Genomic DNA, 19,537 nt, shown 5'->3' with positions numbered 1-19,537 from the left:
CGGTCAGGCTGCGGCGATCACCTCGATCTCCACCAGCCAATCCTTCGAGAGGGTTGCGGCCACGATCGCCGTGGTCGGCACCCGCCGCGCGCCGAGGGCCGCGACGCGCGCCCGCGCATTGGCCTCGGCATAGGCGGCGTCGCGCAGATAGCTCGTCAGCCGCACGATATTGGCCGTCGTCATGTTGGCGCTCTTCAGGATCGTCCGGATGTTGGACCAGATCAGCGCGAGCTGTTCGTCCAGCGTCCTGCCGGCGACACCGTTCTCGTCGAGCCCCATCGTGCCGGCGACGAACAGGATGCGGGCCGGCGCCTGCACCTCGATGGCGTGGACATAGTCTTCGGTGGCCGGATAGATGCCGGCCGTCGGGTTGTGCACCACCGTCGTCATGACAATCTCCTTGCGGCCGCGGCGCGGCCGCTCCGATGTTCCGGTCGATCTCGCCCGCATGGGACTGCCGCGGCGGGCGCGACGCGGCCGGTCCGGCCATTGGCCGTCCGATCCGTCTTCCCCTCTGAACGGAGAATATCCGTGTCGGATCCGCGCCCGCATCCTCTTGCAGATTCGCAAGAGGGCAGTGGGGCAGGCATGCGGCTGGCAGTGTGGAGCGGGGCAGGGCGACGGCGCAAGGCGCGGCGTGCCGGCCGGGCGATGGTCCGCGAATTGGGGCTCGCTGCCTGCGTGCTGGCCCTGCCGGCGGCGGCCATGGCGCAGTCGTCCGGCACGGCCACGGTCCTGCCGCTGCCGGCCGGAGCCGCCGGCGGTTCGGCCAGCCTCGTCAACGGCGATGGCACGGTGGTCGTCGGCAATGCCGGCTACCCGAGCGTGATTTTCACGCCGCCGCCACCTTTCACGCCTGGCACCCATACACCCAACCGGCCGTGGCGCTGGACCGGCGGCATCGGCTCGGCCGATCTCGGCCCTGCCATGGCACACCTGTTCAATGGTGCGGCCGGCATCAGTCTCGACGGCACGGTGCTCGCCGGGACCTCGTCAAGCCCGTTCTCCGCGGGCATCGGCTGGCGCTGGACGGCGGGCGGCGGCTACGAAGTCATGCCGCTGCCCGGCACTGCCGCGTTCGGTGGCGTGGTAACCGGCATCTCGGTGCGCGGATTGAGCGGCGATGGCCTCACCGTGGTCGGCGGCACGGAGGGCGTAGTAGCCAGGGGCTTCCGCTGGACCGCGGCCGGCGGCTACGAGAATATCGGCCTGCCCGGAGGCAATGCCGCCAACGGCCTGCCCTGGGCGAGCTCCGTTGCCATCGCGGCGAGCCAGGACGGTTCGGTTCTGGCGGCGACGCTCTCCGGCAGCTCCGTCACGACCACGCAGCGGGCTGCCCGCTGGACGGCTGCCGGCGGCTTCGAGGTCATCGAGCCGGTCGCCGGCTTCGAGCGGAGCAGGTCCCACGGCATCAGCCGCGACGGCATGGTCGTCGCAGGCGATCTCCTCGGCAGCGGCGGCGCGCAGCAGGCGTTCCGATGGACTTCCGCCGGCGGGGTCCAACCGCTCGGCTACGTGCCGAACGGCACGTTCAGCTTCTTCACCGGCATGTCGGGCGACGGCAGCCGCATCGTCGGCAACAGCGGCCGGGACGGCGCCGGCGCGTTCCAGGTGCCGTTCCTCTGGAGTGTCGCGGACGGCATGCGCACCCTCGACGCGGTGGTGAGCGCGGCGGGCGTCGATCTCGGCGGGCTGACGCTCATCCGCGCCAACGGCATGTCCGACAGCGGCTCGGCGGTCGTCGGCGCGGCCCGCACGAGCGGCGGCCAGGCCATTCCCTTTCTCCTGCTGTTCGACGCGGCGGCAGAACCGGTTCTGTCCTCTTCGTTCTCCACCACCACGCGGCGTTCATTCGCCGAGGAAACGGCGGTCGCGCGCAGTTTCGCCACCACGGTGGTGGGCATCCTCGACGGCCGCCCGGTCTTTGCGCGGACGACGGCCGAAGCCATCGACGGCGGCGCCGGCATTGCGGCGGTCGCCGATGCGCGCCTCGCCCTGCAGGCGGCGGCCGGGCTCCGGCGCATCGCCGTCGACGAGCCGGTTCGCGTCGCCGCGCGGCTGGCGGTGACGGGCTTCAGCGAGACGACCCGGGACGTGGTCACCGCGACCACGGTGACCGTCAACAGCATCACCACCCACGGGCCGGCCGTGATCGCCACCGGCGATCTCGGCGAATGCGCGGTGCCGGGCACGGCAGCGAGCGGCCCCAGCGGCTGCTCGCGGCCGGGCACGGCGCTGATCATCGCGTCGAGCCGAACCAGCATCGCCACCCACACCAACACGCTCAACGACGTCACCACCATCCGCACGGTGACGACCAACGAGCGCCAGGACGAAACCTGGGAGGTGCGCGGCCGCGCGGGCAACCAGATCGGCACGGCGCATGCCCTTGCCGGTTTCGCCGCCCTCGACCAGGCCGATCGCTTCATCCGCCGTCTCGTCGATCTCGACGGCGCGCCGTCCGGCCTGCGCGAAATGGCTGCCGGGCCGGAGCAGGTGACTGCCGGCGGTGCGCGCTGGCAGGTGTTCGGAGAAGCCTTCGGCCGGCGCAGTGGCCTCGGCGCCGACGCCGCGCGCGGCATTGCCCGGTCGAGTGGCGACCTTGCCGGCCTTGCCGGCGGCATCGGCTATCGCGTCGCGCCGGGCCTGCTGATCGGCGCGGCCGTGCAGTGGGGCACTTCGACGCTGCGGGTCGAGGACCCGGTCGTGCCGGAGCGGCTCGCCGTCGACCTCACGCAGGTCGGCCTGTTCGGCAGCTACCGGGCCGGACCGGCGAGCCTTGCCGCCAGCCTGGCCTATGGTACCGGTCGCGCCCATACAGCGATCGGTGCGGCCGCGGCGGCGCGCGCCATTACCGCCTTCTCCGCTGCCGCGCGGCTCGGCTACGACCTGTCATTGGGTCTTTTGACGGTCACGCCGGAGCTCGGCCTGCGTTACGGGGCGGTGCGCGCCGGCGGCTTTGCCGAAACCGGCGGCAGCCTGCCGCTCGTCGGGGCCGGCGGCCCGATCGATGCGACGCGCGGCTGGCTGGGCGTCAGCTTCGCCGCGCCGTTCCGGCGTGACGGCATGGCCTTCTCGCCGCGCGCCTATCTGCGCCTGACCCATGATTTCGGCGTGACCGGCGGCCGTGCGGAGGTCGCCTTCGCCGCTCTGCCCGGGCTGCCGCTTACCGCGCTCGGCCCTGGCATCGGCCGGTCGGGCGTCGAGTTCGGCGGCTCGATCGAAGCGCGGCTGGCGCCGAAGGTCGGCCTGTTCGCCACCTATGACGGCCGCCTCGCCGCGCGTTTCCAGAGCCACACCGCATCCGCAGGCTTGAGGATCGTCTGGTAGGGTCGGTCCTGCCGGCGCTTCAGCGGAAGTGCTTCGACAGCTTCAGGCCCTGGGCCTGGTAGTTCGAGCCGAGCTCGCCATAGAGGCTGCGCGGCGTCTCGGTCATGCGCTCGTAGACGAGGCGGGCGACGATCTGGCCGTGCTCCAGGATGAACGGCACCTCGCGCGAGCGCACCTCCAATACGGCGCGCGCGCCACGGCCGCCCGCGGCGGCATGGCCGAAACCCGGGTCGAAAAAGCCGGCGTAGTGGGCGCGGAACTCGCCGACCAGCGGATCGAACGGCACCATTTCCGCGGCATAGGCCGGTGGCACAACCACGGCCTCCTTGGAGGCGAGGATATAGAATTCGTCGGGGTCGAGGATCATCTCGCCGCGGCCGCGCGCCTGGATCGGCTCCCAGAAATCCAGCACCTCGGCCGCCGCCTTGCGGTCGACGTCGATGACCGAGGAGTGGCGCTTGGCGCGATAGCCGAGCAGGCCGCCCCAGGCCTCGCCCATCAGGTCGATGGTCACCGCGATGCCGCCGAGGCCGACGATCGGCGAGGCCGTGTCGACCAGGCGCTCCGCGTCCTGCAGGGCGTGGATCTCCTCGGCGCTCAGCTCGGCGCGGCCCCGGCGGAAGCGGATCTGCGACAGCCGCGAACCGGTGCGCACCAGGACCGGGAAGGTCTGCGGCGAGATTTCGAGATAGAGCGGCCCTTCGTAATTGGCCGGAATGGTGTCGAAGGCCTGGACCCGGTCGAGGATGACGCGGGTGAAGACGTCGAGGCGGCCGGTCGAGCTCTTCGGGTTGGCGGTGGCGGAGATACCGCCTTTCAGCGCCAGGCCTTCCATCAGCTCGACCAGGTAGACGCAGCCGGTCTCCAGCACGGCGCCGCGCGTCAGGTCGATCTCGTGCAGGGCGAGCGACTGCAGGCGGTCGGCCACCGTATTGTCGGGGCCGGGCAGGAAGCTCGCGCGGATGCGATAGGCGCGTGTGCCGAGACGCAGGTCCAGCGAGGCCGGCTGGATCTGGTCGGCATCGAGCGCCCGCGCGATGCGGATCGTTCCCGTGCCGACCAGCGCCTCGATCGTCTGCGCCGGCAGGATGCCCGCGATAGTATCCTGATCCATGAGGCCAACTCCCGACGAACGAAACGTTCGTCAAAACGAACAAAATGCTTGACGCGCCGACCGTGCCTCTCTACCACGCTTGACCACGTGGAGATTTGGCCGGCCGGCTTGCGGACCACGTTAAACACTTCGCTAAAAGGCCGGGAGCGCGGGATCAACCCGGCCCTGGCTTCTGGCCTGGCCGGGTTTGGTTTTTTGAGGGGACAAGTCCCCTTCAACGACGGCGCCGCTCCGTTCAAGCGTTGCCGGCGAAGGCGCTAGAGGACGCTTGAGATGAAGAAACCGTTCGATCCCGCATCCGCCCGTCCTGCCACCCGCCTCGTCCATGGCGGCACGCTGCGCTCGGATTTCGGCGAGACCTCCGAAGGCCTGTTCCTCACCCAGGGCCATGTCTATGCGACCGCCGAGGAGGCCGAGGCGCGCTTCAAGGGGACCGAGCCAGGCTTCATCTATGCCCGCTTCTCCAATCCGACGGTTTCCATGTTCGAGGAGCGCATGGCGCTGCTGGAGGGGGCGGAAGCGGCCAAGGCGACCGCCACCGGCATGGCCGCGGTCAACGCCGCGCTGTTCGGCCTGCTGTCGGCGGGCGACCATATCGTCGCCGCCAAGGCCCTGTTCGGCTCCAACCGCTACATCATCGAGACGCTGCTGCCGCGCTTCGGCGTCACCTCGACGCTGATCGACGGCGCCGAACTTGACCAGTGGCAGGCGGCGGTCCGGCCGAACACCAAGGTGTTCTTCCTGGAAAGCCCGACCAATCCGACGCTCGAGGTCTACGACATTGCCGCGATCACCGCGATCGCCCGCAAGACCGGCATCCGCACGGTGGTCGACAACGTCTTCGCGACCCCGCTGCTGCAGAGCCCGCTCCAGCTTGGCGCCGACTGCGTCGTCTATTCCACCACCAAGCACATTGACGGCCAGGGCCGCTGCATGGGCGGCGCCATTCTCGGCTCCAGGCAGTTCATTGCCGACCACGTCTATCAATATCTGCGCCAGACCGGGCCGGCGATGAGCCCGTTCAACGCGTGGGTCATGCTGAAGGGTCTGGAGACGCTCGCCGTGCGCGTCGAGCGCCAGACGCAGAGCGCCGCGCGGATCGCCGATGCGCTGGCCGAGCTGCCGGGCGTGACGCGGGTGCTCTATCCCGGCCGTCCCGACCATCCGCAATATGAGCTGGCCAGGCGCCAGATGCGCGGCGGCTCGACGCTGATCGCCTTCGAGGTCGAAGGCGGCAAGCAGGGCGCCTTTCGGGTCGCCAACGCGCTGCAGATCATCCGCATCTCCAATAATCTGGGCGATGCCAAGAGCCTGATCACCCATCCGCCGACCACGACGCATGACCGCTTCACGCCGGAGGAAAAGGCCGAGATGGGCATCAACGATGGCCTGCTGCGCCTGTCGGTCGGCCTCGAGGACCCCGACGACCTGATCGAGGATCTCGCCCAGGCTGTTCACGCGCTGGCCTGGCCGAAAGAAGCCAAATACGTGCGGCTGTGACCGCTTGAGGAGGCGGGAGCCTCTTGCGATCAGCCGGCCGCTGGTGCCAAAGGAAACCCATGTCGCTGATCTCTCTCGCCTCCCGCCTCGCCCAGCCCATCCTGTTCGCCACCGATCCTGAGACGGGCCACAATCTCGCCGTCACGGCGCTGAAGACCTTGCCGGTGCCGCGCTGCGGCGCCGACGACGCACGGCTCAAGGTTTCGGCCTTCGGGCTCGACTTCGACAATCCCGTCGGCCTCGCCGCCGGTTTCGACAAGCACGCGGAAGTGCCCGACGCCTGCCTCAGGCTGGGTTTCGGTTTCGTCGAGGTCGGCGGGGTGACGCCGCTGCCGCAAGCGGGAAATCCGAAACCCAGACTGTTCCGCCTGATGCCCGACCAGGCGGTGATCAACCGCTACGGCCTCAATTCCGACGGCGTTGACAAGGTCGCCGCCCGCCTCCGGGCTCGCCGGGGCCGGCCGGGCATCGTCGGCGTCAATATCGGGCCGAACAAGGACACGGCCGACCGCATTGCCGACTATGCCAGGCTGGTCGAGAAGCTGAGCCCTGACGTCTCCTATCTCTCGGTCAATGTCTCCTCGCCCAACACGCCGGGTCTGCGCGACCTGCAGCAGGCCTCGTTCCTCGACGAGGTGCTGGCCCGCGCGCTCGACGCCCGCGACGTCGCCGCGCCCGGCCGGCCGGTGCTGGTCAAGATCGCTCCGGACCTGACGCTCGACGGTCTCGACGACATGGTCCAGGTCTGCCGGCGCCGGCGTGTCGACGGCATGATCGTTTCCAACACGACGATCGAGCGGCCGGCGAGCCTGATCGACCAGGCGACCGCCAGGGAGACCGGCGGGCTTTCCGGCGCGCCGCTGTTCGACCGCTCGACGCGCATGCTGGCCGAGACCTGGCGCCGCGTCGAAGGCCAGTTCCCGCTCATCGGCGTCGGCGGCATTGCCTCGGCCGGCGATGCCTATGCCAAGATCGCCGCCGGCGCGACGCTGGTGCAGCTCTATTCGGCGCTGGTGTTCAAGGGGTTCGGCCTCGTCGGCGACATCAAGGCCGGCCTTCTCGCGCAGCTTAGGCGCGAGGGGCACGCTTCCGTCGCGGCGGTGGTCGGCAGCCGCGCCGACGACTGGCGGCTTGGCTGACGGGCTCAGGCTGGCAGGTCCTGCACGGCCCTTGGCCGCGCAGGATCCTTCAGGCCGCGGGTTCGAAGGTCCGCCTGACCATGCCGGGATAGGCTAAGCCCTGATAGACCCCGCGGCAGAGCTGGAAGGCGAGGAAGGCGATCCAGAGACCGGTATTGCCATAGCTGGAGAGCAGCCACCAGACGGCGATGAAGGTGAAGAAGGCCGCCACCATGCAGTTGCGCATGGCGGTGGTCCAGGTCGAGCCGATGAACACGCCGTCGAACAGGAAGGCCATGACGCCGGTGAACGGCGTCAATGCTGCGAAGACGAGATAGTTGCGCGCCTCCGCCCGCACCGCCTCGGCGCTGGTGATGAAGTCGATGGCGGCCGGGCCGCCGGCATAGAACAGTGCCGAAGCACCGGTGCCGAAGGTGATGGCCCAGAGCGCCGCGAGCCGCACCGCGCGGCGGAAGGCGGTTTCGTCGCGGGCGCCGACCGCCTGGCCGCAGAGCTGCTCGGCGGCGGTGGCGAAGCCGTCGAGGAAGAAGGCGACGACGCCGACGAGGTTCATCAGGATGGCATTGGCGGCAAGCACGGTCTCGCCGCCGACCGCGCCCTGGCGCGTGAAGAAGGCGAAGCCGGTGACCAGGGCGGCCGTGCGGATCATGATGTCGCGGTTGATCGCGATGGTGCGGACGAGCTTGGCCTTGTCGAAGACGACCTGGCGGCTGACGCCGAAGCGCCCGCCGAGCAGAACCAGCACGACGACGAGGCCGGCCGCCGCGCCGGAATATTCGGCCATCGTATTGGCGGTGGCGGCGCCCGCGACGCCATAGCCCCAGAGGCTGACGAAGCAGATGGTCAGCACCATGTTGACGAGATTGATCGCCACCTGGAGGACGAGGCCGACGACGGTGCGGGCCTGGCCGATCAGCCAGCCGAGCACGGCATAGTTCACGAAGGTCGCGGGGGCCGACCAGATGCGGACGGAGAAGTAGGTGTCGGCTGCGGCGTTGACGTCAGACGAGGCGCCCATCAGCTGGAAGGCGGCGACTGCGATCGGCCGCTGCAGCAGGACGAGCGCGCCGCCGCAGATGAGCGCCATGACCAGCGCCCGCGCGATCACCGCGCGCCGCTCGACGTCGTCGCGCGCGCCGACGGCCTGCGCGGTGAGGCCGATCGTGCCCATGCGCAGGAACACGAAGGCCCAGAACAGGAAGTCGAAAATGACCGCCCCGAGCGCGACGGCCGCGAGCAGCCGCGCCTCGCCGAGCTGGCCGATGGCGGTCGCGCTGACGATGCCGAGCAGTGGCGTCGTCACATGCGCGAAGATCATCGGCACGGCGATCGCCAGCACGCGGGCGTGGGTGACGGCGGGGCTCGGCTGGGGGGCGGGCGAGGGGGCGTGCATGGCGCCCCGTTCTAGCCGAATGTCGGCCCGTGTCGACAGCCGCCTGCGCGGATGAGATCAGCTCGTCTTGCCGGCCTCCCAGCCGAGCATGGCCTGCTTGCGCGTCAGTCCCCAGTGATAGCCGGTGAGCGCTCCCGAGCGGCCGATGACGCGGTGGCAGGGCACGACGAAGGAGACCGGGTTCCGGCCGACCGCCGCGCCGACCGCGCGCGCCGCGCCCGGCTTGCCGATATGGCTGGCAATGCTGGAATAGGTGGTCGCCCGGCCCATCGGGATGCGCAGCAGCGTTTCCCAGACGCGCACCTCGAAATCGGTGCCGATCAGCACCACGCGCAACGGCCGGCCGCCGGCCCAGGCGCCGGGATCGAAGATCCGTTCGGCATAGGGCGAGGTCAGACGCGGGTCCTCCCGGAAGCTGGCGCGCGGCCAGCGGCCGGTCATGTCGGCGAGCGCCGTCGGTTCGCCACCGGCATCGCAGAAGCCGAGCCCGGCGAGCCCGCGGTCGGTGGCGAGCACCAGCGCCTTGCCGAAAGGCGAGGGGTGGAAGCCGTAGGCCATGGCAAGGCCGGCGCCGCCGGCCTTGTAGTCGCCCGGCGACATCGCCTCATGCGTCACGAACAGGTCGTGCAGCCGGCCGGGGCCGGAATAGCCGACCTCATAGGCCGTATCGAGCACGGTCGCCTCGTCGCGCAGCAGCCGGCGCGCGGCGTCGAGGGTGATCGCCTGCAGGAAGTCCTTCGGCGTCAGTCCGGCCCAGCGGCGGAACAGGTGGTGGAGGTGGCCGGCCGACAGGCCGACATGCTCGGCCATCTCCTCGACGCTCGGCTGGCGCCGCCAATGGTCGGAAATGAAGGCGAGCGTCCGGCGCACCACCTCGTAGTCGTCGGCGGCGTCGCGCAGGCGGATCGGCACGGCGTGCTGGTCGAGCTGGACGACATTGAGCATGCGGCACTCCCGGAAATCGCGACTCGGCCCCAATGTGGGGTGAAGCCGGCCGGCGGACCACCCGTTTCCTCAGGCCGGACCCGGCCGATGGCGTGTCCGGTCCGCCAGCCGTTCCCGGGCCTTTCGAATATTGACACAACTGTCAAAATTGACAATCATGTCAAAAATATCGACGGAACGAGGCGATGATCGACCTGCATTACTGGACGACGCCCAATGGCCATAAGATCACCATTGCGCTGGAGGAATTGGGGCTCGCCTACCGGATCGTGCCGGTCAACATCTCGGCCGGCGAGCAGTTTCGGCCCGGCTTCCTGGCGATCAGTCCGAACAACCGGATCCCGGCCATCGTCGATCAGGCGCCCCAGGATGGCGGCGCCCCGCTCGCCCTCTTCGAATCCGGCGCCATCCTCGAATATCTCGCCGACAAGACGGGCAGGCTTCTGCCGGCCGACGCCCGGCCGCGCTTCGAGGCGCTGCAATGGCTCTACTGGCAGATGGCCGGCCTCGGCCCGATGGCCGGGCAGAACCATCACTTCGCCCATTACGCGCCGGAGCGCATTGCCTATGCCACCGACCGCTATGTGAAGGAGACCGGCCGCCTCTACGGCGTGCTCGACCGGCGCCTCGCCGGCCGCGCCTTCGTCGCCGGCGATTTTTCCATTGCCGATATCGCCTGCTACCCCTGGATCCGGCTGCACGGGCGCCAGAGCCAGGACCTCTCGGCATTTCCGAACCTTGCGCGATGGTTCGAGGCGCTCTCCCGCCGCCCGTCGGTGGTCAGGGCCTATGAGATCGCCGATCGGATCAACGTCGCGCCCACCGTCACCGAGGCGGCCCGGCGCCATCTCTTCGGGCAGACCGCCGGCGATATCGGGGGCCGGGCATGACCATGCAGCCGTCTCTGACACTCTACGAACTCGCCGGCATGGACCCGGCGCTGCGCTTCAGCCCGCATTGCTGGAAGGTGCGCATGGCACTCGCCCACAAGGGCCTGGCGGCCGAGGGCCTGCCGTGGCGTTTCACCGACAAGGAGGCGATCGCCTTTTCCGGCCAGGGGCTCGTGCCGGTCCTGGTCGACGGCGGCACGGCGGTCGCCGATTCCTGGCGCATCGCCCTTCACCTCGAAACGCGTTTTGCCGACCGGCCCTCCCTGTTCGGCGCCCCGGAGGCGGTGCCGCTTGCCCGTTTCGTCAATGGCTGGTCCGACGTCGTCCTGATACCGGCGATCGCCCGGCTGATCCTGACCGATATTGCCCGCCTGCTCGGTCCGGCTGACGAGGCCTATTTCCGGCAGACGCGGGAGCGCCGCTTCGGCGCCGCGCTGGAAACCGTCGTCGCCGACCGGCCGGCCCATCTGAAGGCGCTGTCGCAGACGCTGGCGCCGCTGCGGGCGCTGCTGCAGGGCCAGGATTTCATTGCCGGCGGCGCCCCGGCCTATGCCGACTATTGCGTGTTCGGCATGTTCATGTGGGCGCGCTGCGCCAGTCCTTCCGACATTCTCGAGGGCGGCGGCGACGATCCGGTCGTCGCCTGGCGTGAGCGGCTGCTTGATGCCTTCGACGGGCTCGCGCGGCGTGCCCCCGCGCTTGCCGCGTGATCGCCGGATCATGCCGATGCAGGACGATGTCGTGATCGACGCCTATCCGCTGCGCAGCGTCGACAAGATCCGCTACGCCGACACCGACCGGCAGGGTCATGTCAACAATGCCGCCTTTTCGACCTTTCTCGAAACCGGCCGGGTCGAGCTGCTCTACGACGCGGGCGAACCGCTGGCGGAGCCGGGGGCAGCCTTCGTCATCGCGCGCCTCGTGCTCGATTTTCGCGCCGAGATCCGCTGGCCGGGCGAGGTGGTGATCGGAACGCGCGTCGCGAAGGTCGGCCGCAGCGCGGTGACCCTCGAACAGGGCCTGTTCCAGGGCGGGGCGTGCGTTGCGACCGCCGAGACGGTGATCGTCCAGATGGACGAGACGACGCGCCGGTCGCGGCCCCTGTCGCCGGCCGCCGCGGCGAAATTTTCAGCGGTGGGAGCGGTCGGCCGCGCCTGATCCCGTGCCTCAGGCCGCCGGAAAGGTCACTGCCTCGATCTTGTTGCCGTCGAGGTCGAGGATGAAGGCACCGAAATAGGTGGTCATCGCCGCCTGGCGCGGACCGGGTGCGCCGGAATCGCGTCCGCCACCGGCCAGGGCGACGGCATGGAACGACCTGACGGCCTCCTCGTCGGCGGCGCGCAGGCAGATATGCGCGCCGGGATCGCCCGGCGCCGCATGATGATGGTCGCGCAGGTTGAGCCAGAATTCGGGATAACGCTTGCCGAAGCCGACGGTACGCTCGCGGGTGACCAGCCGTGTGAGACCGAGCGGCGCCAGCACGGCCTCGTAGAAGGCCGCGGCACGGGCGAGATCGCCCACCGCGATGGATACATGATCGATCATGGTTGCAGCCATGTTTGCCGGTTGACGAGCGAGCATGGCGGGTTTGGCCTGTCCGGCGCAATCGGCCGGCCGGCGGAGGCTCGGGTTCCGGAACCGGCATGGCTGCCTCCCGTTCCATGATGAGGAGACTGGCCGATATGCGGGCCGGTGACGATATCGCCATTGACGTTGACGGCGATGCCTGCGCTTGTGTGCGCCGGCATTGCAGTCTTGCCGCATTGCAGCGTCCGCAAAGACTTTCGGGGGCGGGCGCGAGGCGATTTTGGCGGCTGAACCCGAGGAGACGACCCCATGACAGCGAAGATCGCGTTCCTGCACGAGGCGGCCTATGTCGACGGCCGCTGGATCGGCGCCGACGACGGCAAGACCGTGACGGTTCAGGACCCGGCGACCGGTGAAACGCTCGGCACCGTGCCGAACTGCGGCCAGGCCGAGACCGCGCGGGCCATCGCGGCGGCCGAGGCCGCGCTGCCGGCCTGGCGGGCGCGCACCGCCAAGGACCGCGCGCAGATCCTGCATCGCCTCGCCAATATCATCGAGGAGAATGCCGAGGCGCTCGGCACGCTGCTGACCCGCGAGCAGGGCAAGTCGCTCGCCGAAGCCAAGGGCGAGGTCAACTTTTCCGCCGCCTACGTCCGCTGGTTCGCCGAGGAGGCCCAGCGCATCTATGGCGACGTCATTCCCTCGCCCTGGGCCGGACGGCGCATCCTGGTCACCAAGGAGCCGGTCGGTGTGGTCGGCGCCATCACGCCGTGGAACTTCCCGTCCTCGATGATCGCGCGCAAGCTCGGCCCGGCGCTCGCCGCCGGCTGCACCATCGTCATCAAGCCGGCTTCGCAGACGCCCTATTCGGGCCTGGTCTGGGGTGATCTCTGCGAAAAGGCCGGCATTCCCGCCGGTGTCGTCAATGTTCTCACCGGTTCGGCCAGCGCCATCGGCGGCGAGCTGATGGACAATCCGGCCGTCCGCAAGATCACCTTCACCGGCTCCACGCCGATCGGCAAGAAACTGGTCGAGCAGTCCGCCAAGACACTGAAGAAGGTGTCGATGGAGCTCGGCGGCAATGCGCCGTTCATCGTCTTCGACGACGCCGACATCGATCGCGCCATCGAAGGCGCGATGATCGCCAAATACCGCAATTCCGGCCAGACCTGCGTCTGCACCAACCGCTTCCTGGTGCAGTCGGGCATTCACGACGCCTTCGTCGCCAAGCTCGCCGCCGCATCCGAGGCGCTGAAGGTCGGCAACGGCCTCGAGGCGGGCGTGCAGCAGGGCCCGCTGATCGACGTCAAGGCGGTGGAGAAGGTCGAGGAGCATATCAAGGACGCGGTCGCCAAGGGCGCCAAGATCGTCACCGGCGGCCATCGCCACAAGCTCGGCGGTTCGTTCTTCGAGCCGACCGTGCTCGCCGGCGTGACGCCCGACATGGTGGTCGCGCGCGACGAGACCTTCGGCCCGCTGTCGCCGGTGTTCAAGTTCGACACCGAGGAGCAGGCGGTGCAGATGGCGAACGATACCGAGTTCGGTCTCGCCTCCTACTTCTACACCCGTGATCTCGCCCGTGCCTTCCGCGTCTCCGAGGCGCTGAAATACGGCATGGTCGGCATCAACGAGGGCCTGATCACCACCGAAGTCGCGCCGTTCGGCGGCGTCAAGGAATCGGGCATGGGCAAGGAAGGCTCGAAATACGGCATCGAGGACTATCTCGACGTCAAATATGTCTGCGTCGGCGGCCTGAGCTGACGACGCCGGAGCCGGGGCGCGCTTCGGCGCGCCCTGGTTTTTTGACCGCATGAATCCAAGCACGGTCGGCAGGGCCCGGCATGGAGGTTGGCCGTGGTTCGAGGCTCGCCTTCGGCTCACACCTCACCATGAGGAATGGCGGGGAATGGCATGAGGGTTGCTCATGAAGTGGCACGTGTGGCGAGCATCCGGCACCGTCCTTGCTGCAATATTCTCCATTGCTCATGGTGAGGTGCGAGCGTAGCGGGCCTCGAACCACGGCTGAGTTCCGCGCAGAGCGTCGCCTGAGCCCCTCAGCCCTCTTTTACATCCGCGATCTGTCCGCCGCTGAGCGCGACGAGATCTGCGAAGCCGGTCGAGAACACTTCGTTCGGCGAACCGGCGGCCGCCCAGATCGGGTCGAGCGCGCTCAGCGACTGGTCGATCAGCACGATCGGCTGGGTCAGATGGCCGACCGGCGCGACGCCGCCGATGGCGAAACCGGTCACCTCGCGCACCCAGGCCGCGTCGGCGCGCTTGACCGGTCCGCCGACGAGGCCGGCGACTTTGGCCGGATCGACCCGGTTGACGCCGGAGGCGACCACCAGGACCGGCCGGTCGCCGGCCCGCAGCACGATCGACTTGGCGATCTGCGCGACCGTGCAGCCGATCGCCGCCGCGGCCTCCTCGGCCGTGCGCGTGCTTTCGGGAAAGCGGCGCCGCGCGCCGTCGTGGCCATGCCGCTCAAGGGCCGCTCTCACGCGGTCGACCGAACTCGCCATTGTCGAAATCCTTCATGCAGGGGGAAAGGCGCGGCTCACACGAAGGTGGTGCGCGTCGGACCGCGCTTGGCTTCTGCGATCGCCCGCGCCAGCGCCTTGCCGAAGCCGGTCCGCTCCACCGGCGGCAGGAATGTCGCGATGTCGAGCTTGCGCCGGCCTGAATCGAGGGTGAGCACCGTCACCTGGCCATCGTCCTCGTCGACCTCTTCGGTCAGCCGGGTCCAGGCGGTGTTGAATGCCCATTCGCGGCTCCGGCCGTGATAGCTCACCTTGCGCACCCGGATCTCGGCCGGCGTCACGACCACCTCCTCGAAGGCGCGGGCCTGGGCGAAGCTTGCGCGGAAGGCGAAATAGACGATCGCCACGTCCAGTCCGAAGAAGGGCAGGACCGGCCAGGCACCGGCCAGCGTGAAGACCAGGGCCGCGGCGGCATTGAGCGCGCCGACCAGGATCATCACGGCCAGGAAGCCGCGGGGAGTGAGAGACCGGTGCGGCGTCAGAATGGCCGCAAACACCGGCGCGTCGGCATCGGCTGGAGCCGGGCCGTGAGCGCCATCGAATGTCGGGTTGCCGCTCGTCATGACGGCGCATTATAGGACTGGCATGGCCAAGCTTTCCACTCCCAAGCCTTCAACGCGCAAGCCGTCCGCATCAGGGTCGCAAGAGCCGGGATTGCTCACGGCGCGCAAGCGCGCGTCGAAGGCGATCGCCAATACCGTGGCGGCCAAGGCCGCCGCCAAGCGCCGCAAGCGCGACGGCCTCAGCCCGGCCGAGATCGAGGCGATCTTCTTCCGTTTCCATGCCATCGATCCCGAGCCGAAGGGCGAGCTTGAGAGCGTCAACGCCTATACGCTGCTGGTAGCGGTGGCATTGTCGGCCCAGGCGACCGATGTCGGCGTCAACAAGGCCACGCGCGCCCTGTTCAAGGTCGCCGATACGCCGGCCAAGATGCTGGCGCTCGGCGAGGAGAAGCTGATCTCCTACATCAAGACGATCGGCCTCTATCGCAACAAGGCGAAGAACGTCATCGCGCTCTCGCAAAAGCTGATCGACGACCACGGCGGCGAGGTGCCGGCCGACCGGGCGGCGCTCGAGGCCCTGCCCGGTGTCGGCCGCAAGACCGCCAATGTCGTGCTCAACATGGCCTTCGGCATACCGACCATCGCGGTGGACACCCATCTCTTCCGCGTCGCCAACCGCACCGGGCTCGCGCCCGGCAAGACGCCGCTCGCCGTCGAGCTCGGCCTGGAAAAGGTCGTCCCCGAAGCCTACCGCCTGCATGCGCACCATTGGCTGATCCTGCACGGCCGCTATGTCTGCAAGGCGGCGAAGCCGGCCTGCCCGTCCTGCGTGATCAAGGATATCTGCCGTTTCGAGTTCAAGACCGCCGCCTGAGGCGCAAGCCGGTCTCCCTTGCGCTGCCTCGGCTTGCTTCGCCCCGCGGCGGCGGCCGACATTGCCGCAACGACAGGCGCCGGGGAGGGGAGGGCCATGACCACGATTGCCGAACTGAAACGAATGCGCGTCGACCAGGTCGGCTCGTTCCTCAGGCCCGAGGACCTGAAGGCGGCCTTCCTGCGCCATGCCCGAGGCCAGCTGCCGATGGAGGGCCTGGTCGCCGCCCAGGACGAGGCGATCACGGGGCTCATCGCGACTGAGGAGGCCCATGGCCTGCCCTTCGTCAGCGACGGTGAATATCGCCGGCTGAACTGGCAGGTGAGCTTTTCCGACGTGTCGGGCTGGGACCTCTGGTCGGGCTCCTGGGCGCAGTTCCTGACATCGCCCGACAATCTCGGCGCAGGCGAGCAGCACAACAGCAAGGGCGCCGACGCGGTCCTGAGCTTCCGGACGCCCGCCACCGCCCGGCTGAAGCTCGAGACGAGCTTCCCGGCGGGCGAGCTCGCCTTCATCCGCAAGACCACGAAGACACCGGCCAAGATCACCCTGATGGGTCCCGACCGGGTCTGCCAGATGTGCGACATCGACGGATCGAAACCGTTCTATGCCGATGCCGACATGTTCCTTGCCGACGTCGTCGCCATCCAGAAGGCCATGGTGGCCGGGCTGATCGAGGGCGGCGCGGCCTATGTCCAGATCGACGAGCCGAGCTTCACCGGCTATGTCGATCCGCCGACCCTGGAGCGCATGGCCGCGCGCGGCGAGGATCCGCTCAGGAATTTGAAGCGGGCGATCGCCGCCGACAATGCGGTCATTGCGGGCCTTGCGGGCAAGGCCGTGTTCGGCCTGCACATCTGCCGCGGCAACCGCGCCAGCATGTGGCATCGCGAGGGCAAATATGACGGCATTGCCGAAGCGGTGTTCGGCGGGCTCGCCTATGACCGGCTGCTGCTCGAATACGATACCGAGCGGGCCGGCGGCTTCGAGCCGCTGCGCTTCGTCCCGAAGGGCACCATGGTCGTGCTCGGCCTGATCACCACCAAATCCGGCGAGGTGGAGACCGTGGACCAACTTCGCCGTCGACTCGACGAGGCTTCTCGTTCTATCGATCTCGATCAGGTCGCTCTGTCGCCGCAATGCGGCTTTGCCTCCGGCATCGGCGGCAATGCGCTTTCGGAAAGCCAGCAATGGCGTAAGATCGATGTGATGATGGAAACGGCGCGCAGGGTCTGGGGCTGACGGAACCCCGCGCAGGGCCGACGGGCTGAAGACCCCCTTTGGGAGGATGATACCAATGACGTCGACAATTTCTCTTTCCCGCCGCACGGTCCTGGCCGGCGCCGGTGCGGTCATCGCCGCGCCCGCCGTGGTCAAGGCCCAGGCGCAGACGCTGAAGATCGGCGTGCTGCTGCCGCGTTCCGGCTTCTTCGCCCAGGCGGGGCAGAGCATGCACCGCGGCGCGCTGGCAGCGCCCGCCGTGCTCGCCGATCTCGGCTACAAGGTGGAACTCGTCCATATCGACACCGAGTCCAATGCCGATGTCGCCCGCACCCAGGCCGAGCGCGCCATCAATGACGGCTGCCATGTCCTGACCGGCGCCTTCGATTCCGGCCACACGCTGGCCATCGCCCAGGTCACCGAACAGCGCCAGGTGCCCTTCGTCATCAACATTGCCGCAGCCCCGCAGATCACCGAGCAGGGCTACAAATATCTCGTCCGCAACTTCCAGACCGGCGGCCAGCTCGTGACCAACGGCCTGCGCCTGATCAAGGACGTGATGGACGCCAAGAACGTCAAGCTGGAAACGGCGGTCTTCCTGCACGCCAACGACACGTTCGGCACCGCCCAGCGCGGCGCGATGGATGCGATCTATCCGCGCGTCAATCTGCCGATCAAGCTGGCCGAATCGATCGCCTACGACCCGCGCGCCCAGGACCTCGCGGTCGAAGTGACGCGCATCCGCGCGATCAATCCCGATCTCATCATGTGCGTCACCCGCGCCTCCGACGCGATCAAGCTGGTGCGCGACATGGTGCGCCAGCGCTTCGAGCCGAAGGCGATCATTTCGCCCGGCTCGCCCGGCTTCTACGACGAGGAGTTCTACCAGGCGCTCGGGCCGCTGTCGGACTTCGTGCTGTTCGGCCTGCCCTGGGTCAATCCCAAGGCGCCGATGACCCAGGCCCTCGAGAAGTCCTTCGCGAAGGCCAATCCGAACAACCGCTTCGCCGTCGACAGCTTCAATGCCGGCTTCACCTTCGAGGCCCTGCTGATTGCGGCCGATGCCTTCAAGCGGGCCGGCACGACTCAGGGGACGCCGCTGATGGAGGCGGTCAAGGCGAGCAACATCGCCGACCACGTGATGATCGGCGGGCCGATCCAGTTCGACGCCAAGGGGCAGAACCCCAATATCGGCTCGGCGCTGATCCAGAACCAGAAGCGCTCGCCGGTCGTCGTCCTGCCGAAGGACGTGGCGGTCGCCGAGCCGGTCCTGCCCATGCCGGGCTGGCAGGGCCGCAGCTGATCCGGACAGGGGCGGGGGGCTTCAGGCCTCCCGCCCGGCCGGCCTCGCGGGTTGCCGAAGCTGAGCCGGCACGCTAGAGCAGGCGGGCTGTGAATTCGGCGAGAGTTGCACCACAGTTGGCCGTGGTTCGAGGCTCGCCTGCGGCTCGCACCTCACCATGAGGAATGGAGAGTTTTGCAACAGCGGCGGTGCCGGATGCGCGCGGAGCGTCAAGCTTCATGCGCATCGGTAGTGCCGATCTCCTTCCGGCCTCATGGTGAGGTGCGAGCGCAGCGAGCCTCGAACCACGGCCAACCTGATGCAGGGCTCCCTGCGCCGACCATCCATCGCGGCCTCCCGGCCACTCCCCGTCAACCCCTGTCCCCGACCCCCTTGCCCATGCTCTGGTCGCTTTACGGAAATGTGCTCGTCCAGGGCATCCTCACCGGCCTCGTCTATGGCCTGATGGCGCTCGGCCTGTCGGTGATCTTTGGCGTGGTTCGGGTGGTCAATTTCGCCCATGGCGAGTTTGCCGTGGTCGCGATGTACGCCGCCTTCGTGCTGTTCCATACGCTCGGGCTCGACCCCTTCATCAGCCTGTTCCCGATCGCCGCCGCGTTTTTCGTCATCGGCTACGGCCTGCAGCGCACCCTGATCAATCCCTTCGTCGGCCGGCCGGACCACGAGCAGTTCATCCTCCTGGTCGGCCTCGCCATCATCCTGGTCAACGGCCTCCTGATGATCTTCGGGCCGGATGCGCGCCACGCCAATCTGCCTTATTCCTTCGACAGCTGGCTGATCGGGCCGATCATCGTCGACAAGGTGCGCGCCTATGCCGCGCTGGCCGCGCTCGCCGTGTCGGCGGCCCTGTTCGCCTTCTTCCGCTTCACGTCCGCGGGCGTCGCCATCCGCGCCTGCGCCGACAATCTCACCGGTGCGGCGGTGGTCGGGCTCGACGTGAAGAAGCTCTACGCGCTCACCTTCGGCCTCGGCCTCGCCTGCGTCGGTTGCGCCGGCGCGCTGACCGTGACGCTGACCGACGCCACCCCGATGATCGCGCCCGGTCTCACCCTGCTCGCCTTCACCATCGTGATCATCGGCGGCATGGGCTCGATGGTCGGGGCGCTGGTCGGCGGCCTCCTGATCGGCGTCGCCGAGGCGCTGGCTTCCGTCATCTTCGTCCCGTCGATGAAGACCATGGTCTCGTTCGGCCTGCTCGTCCTGGTCCTGGCGCTGCGCCCGCAAGGGCTGATGGGCAAGGCGTGAGGGAGTGACCCGG

At 68.7% G+C, this 19,537-nt stretch carries 18 protein-coding genes and 1 riboswitch; of the genes, 11 read left to right on the top strand and 7 right to left on the bottom strand.

The features are described from left to right. Positions 1–3 precede the first annotated feature (3 nt). Positions 4–390, bottom strand: a complete 387-nt coding sequence (locus tag OZ671_RS03565; RefSeq protein ID WP_268859447.1) for a RidA family protein — start codon at positions 388–390, stop codon at positions 4–6. A 198-nt stretch (positions 391–588) separates the two neighbouring features. Between OZ671_RS03565 and OZ671_RS03560 the strand changes: the two genes are divergently transcribed. Further along, positions 589–3,330, top strand: a complete 2,742-nt coding sequence (locus tag OZ671_RS03560; RefSeq protein WP_268859446.1) for an autotransporter domain-containing protein — start codon at positions 589–591, stop codon at positions 3,328–3,330. Between the two features lie 19 nt (positions 3,331–3,349). On the opposite strand, the gene OZ671_RS03555 is transcribed toward OZ671_RS03560, so the two are convergent. Continuing rightward, positions 3,350–4,444, bottom strand: coding sequence for a 2'-deoxycytidine 5'-triphosphate deaminase (locus OZ671_RS03555; RefSeq protein ID WP_268859445.1), 1,095 nt, complete (start codon positions 4,442–4,444; stop codon positions 3,350–3,352). Positions 4,445–4,521: 77 nt separating this feature from the next. Next, positions 4,522–4,600, top strand: a riboswitch (SAM riboswitch). Between the two features lie 117 nt (positions 4,601–4,717). Between OZ671_RS03555 and OZ671_RS03550 the strand changes: the two genes are divergently transcribed. After that, positions 4,718–5,944, top strand: coding sequence for an O-succinylhomoserine sulfhydrylase (locus tag OZ671_RS03550; protein WP_268859444.1), 1,227 nt, complete (start codon positions 4,718–4,720; stop codon positions 5,942–5,944). A gap of 65 nt (positions 5,945–6,009) precedes the next feature. After that, positions 6,010–7,083, top strand: a complete 1,074-nt coding sequence (locus OZ671_RS03545) for a quinone-dependent dihydroorotate dehydrogenase (protein ID WP_442957052.1) — start codon at positions 6,010–6,012, stop codon at positions 7,081–7,083. A 49-nt stretch (positions 7,084–7,132) separates the two neighbouring features. Here OZ671_RS03545 and OZ671_RS03540 read toward each other — a convergent pair whose 3' ends face one another. Both OZ671_RS03540 and OZ671_RS03535 read right to left on the bottom strand, forming a co-directional pair. Next, positions 7,133–8,476, bottom strand: coding sequence for an MATE family efflux transporter (locus OZ671_RS03540; protein ID WP_268859442.1), 1,344 nt, complete (start codon positions 8,474–8,476; stop codon positions 7,133–7,135). A 57-nt stretch (positions 8,477–8,533) separates the two neighbouring features. Further along, positions 8,534–9,421, bottom strand: a complete 888-nt coding sequence (locus OZ671_RS03535) for a bifunctional helix-turn-helix domain-containing protein/methylated-DNA--[protein]-cysteine S-methyltransferase (RefSeq protein ID WP_268859441.1) — start codon at positions 9,419–9,421, stop codon at positions 8,534–8,536. Between the two features lie 185 nt (positions 9,422–9,606). On the opposite strand from OZ671_RS03535, the gene OZ671_RS03530 reads away from it, so the two are divergent. Genes OZ671_RS03530 through OZ671_RS03520 form a run of 3 tightly spaced genes read left to right on the top strand, consistent with a single transcriptional unit; the run spans position 9,607 to position 11,469 of the window. Continuing rightward, the gene (locus tag OZ671_RS03530; protein ID WP_268859440.1) at positions 9,607–10,311 is read left to right on the top strand and encodes a glutathione S-transferase N-terminal domain-containing protein; all 705 of its coding nucleotides are present in this window, start codon (positions 9,607–9,609) and stop codon (positions 10,309–10,311) included. Then, positions 10,308–11,021, top strand: coding sequence for a glutathione S-transferase family protein (locus tag OZ671_RS03525; protein WP_328286337.1), 714 nt, complete (start codon positions 10,308–10,310; stop codon positions 11,019–11,021). The genes OZ671_RS03530 and OZ671_RS03525 overlap by 4 nt, the downstream gene beginning before the upstream one ends. Before the next feature lie 16 nt (positions 11,022–11,037). Further along, positions 11,038–11,469 (top strand): acyl-CoA thioesterase, encoded by a 432-nt coding sequence (locus OZ671_RS03520; RefSeq protein ID WP_268859439.1) that lies wholly within the window; start codon positions 11,038–11,040, stop codon positions 11,467–11,469. Between the two features lie 9 nt (positions 11,470–11,478). Here OZ671_RS03520 and OZ671_RS03515 read toward each other — a convergent pair whose 3' ends face one another. Then, positions 11,479–11,856 carry a VOC family protein gene (locus OZ671_RS03515; RefSeq protein WP_268859438.1) on the bottom strand — a complete coding sequence of 126 codons (378 nt, stop codon included), beginning with the start codon at positions 11,854–11,856 and terminating at the stop codon, positions 11,479–11,481. Positions 11,857–12,147: 291 nt separating this feature from the next. Here OZ671_RS03515 and OZ671_RS03510 point away from each other — a divergent pair, with 291 nt between their 5' ends. After that, entirely contained in the window at positions 12,148–13,599 is a 1,452-nt protein-coding gene (locus OZ671_RS03510) for an NAD-dependent succinate-semialdehyde dehydrogenase (RefSeq protein ID WP_103167811.1), read from the top strand. Positions 13,600–13,892: 293 nt separating this feature from the next. Here OZ671_RS03510 and OZ671_RS03505 read toward each other — a convergent pair whose 3' ends face one another. Together OZ671_RS03505 and OZ671_RS03500 are read right to left on the bottom strand one after the other, a co-directional pair. Then, positions 13,893–14,360 (bottom strand): YbaK/EbsC family protein, encoded by a 468-nt coding sequence (locus OZ671_RS03505; RefSeq protein ID WP_268859437.1) that lies wholly within the window; start codon positions 14,358–14,360, stop codon positions 13,893–13,895. Positions 14,361–14,395: 35 nt separating this feature from the next. Next, on the bottom strand, positions 14,396–14,941 hold the full coding sequence (locus OZ671_RS03500) for a DUF2244 domain-containing protein (RefSeq protein ID WP_268859436.1): 546 nt from the start codon (positions 14,939–14,941) through the stop codon (positions 14,396–14,398). Positions 14,942–14,963: 22 nt separating this feature from the next. On the opposite strand from OZ671_RS03500, the gene nth reads away from it, so the two are divergent. The 4 genes from nth to OZ671_RS03480 all read left to right on the top strand — a co-directional run bounded on the left by nth (position 14,964) and on the right by OZ671_RS03480 (position 19,524). After that, entirely contained in the window at positions 14,964–15,755 is a 792-nt protein-coding gene (gene nth / locus OZ671_RS03495; protein ID WP_103167810.1) for an endonuclease III, read from the top strand. A gap of 96 nt (positions 15,756–15,851) precedes the next feature. Next, complete coding sequence (locus OZ671_RS03490; protein ID WP_268859435.1) at positions 15,852–16,997, top strand: hypothetical protein; 1,146 nt, start codon at positions 15,852–15,854, stop codon at positions 16,995–16,997. A 55-nt stretch (positions 16,998–17,052) separates the two neighbouring features. Then, on the top strand, positions 17,053–18,279 hold the full coding sequence (locus OZ671_RS03485) for an ABC transporter substrate-binding protein (RefSeq protein WP_268859434.1): 1,227 nt from the start codon (positions 17,053–17,055) through the stop codon (positions 18,277–18,279). 378 nt (positions 18,280–18,657) lie between these two features. Beyond that, on the top strand, positions 18,658–19,524 hold the full coding sequence (locus OZ671_RS03480; protein WP_038308897.1) for a branched-chain amino acid ABC transporter permease: 867 nt from the start codon (positions 18,658–18,660) through the stop codon (positions 19,522–19,524). Positions 19,525–19,537: the final 13 nt, after the last annotated feature.

The sequence above is a fragment of the Phreatobacter sp. AB_2022a genome, assembly GCF_026847585.1.
Classification (GTDB): domain Bacteria; phylum Pseudomonadota; class Alphaproteobacteria; order Rhizobiales; family Phreatobacteraceae; genus Phreatobacter.
The sequence above is the reverse complement of the archived record's forward strand: the minus strand, read 5'-3'. Positions and strand labels throughout refer to the sequence as shown.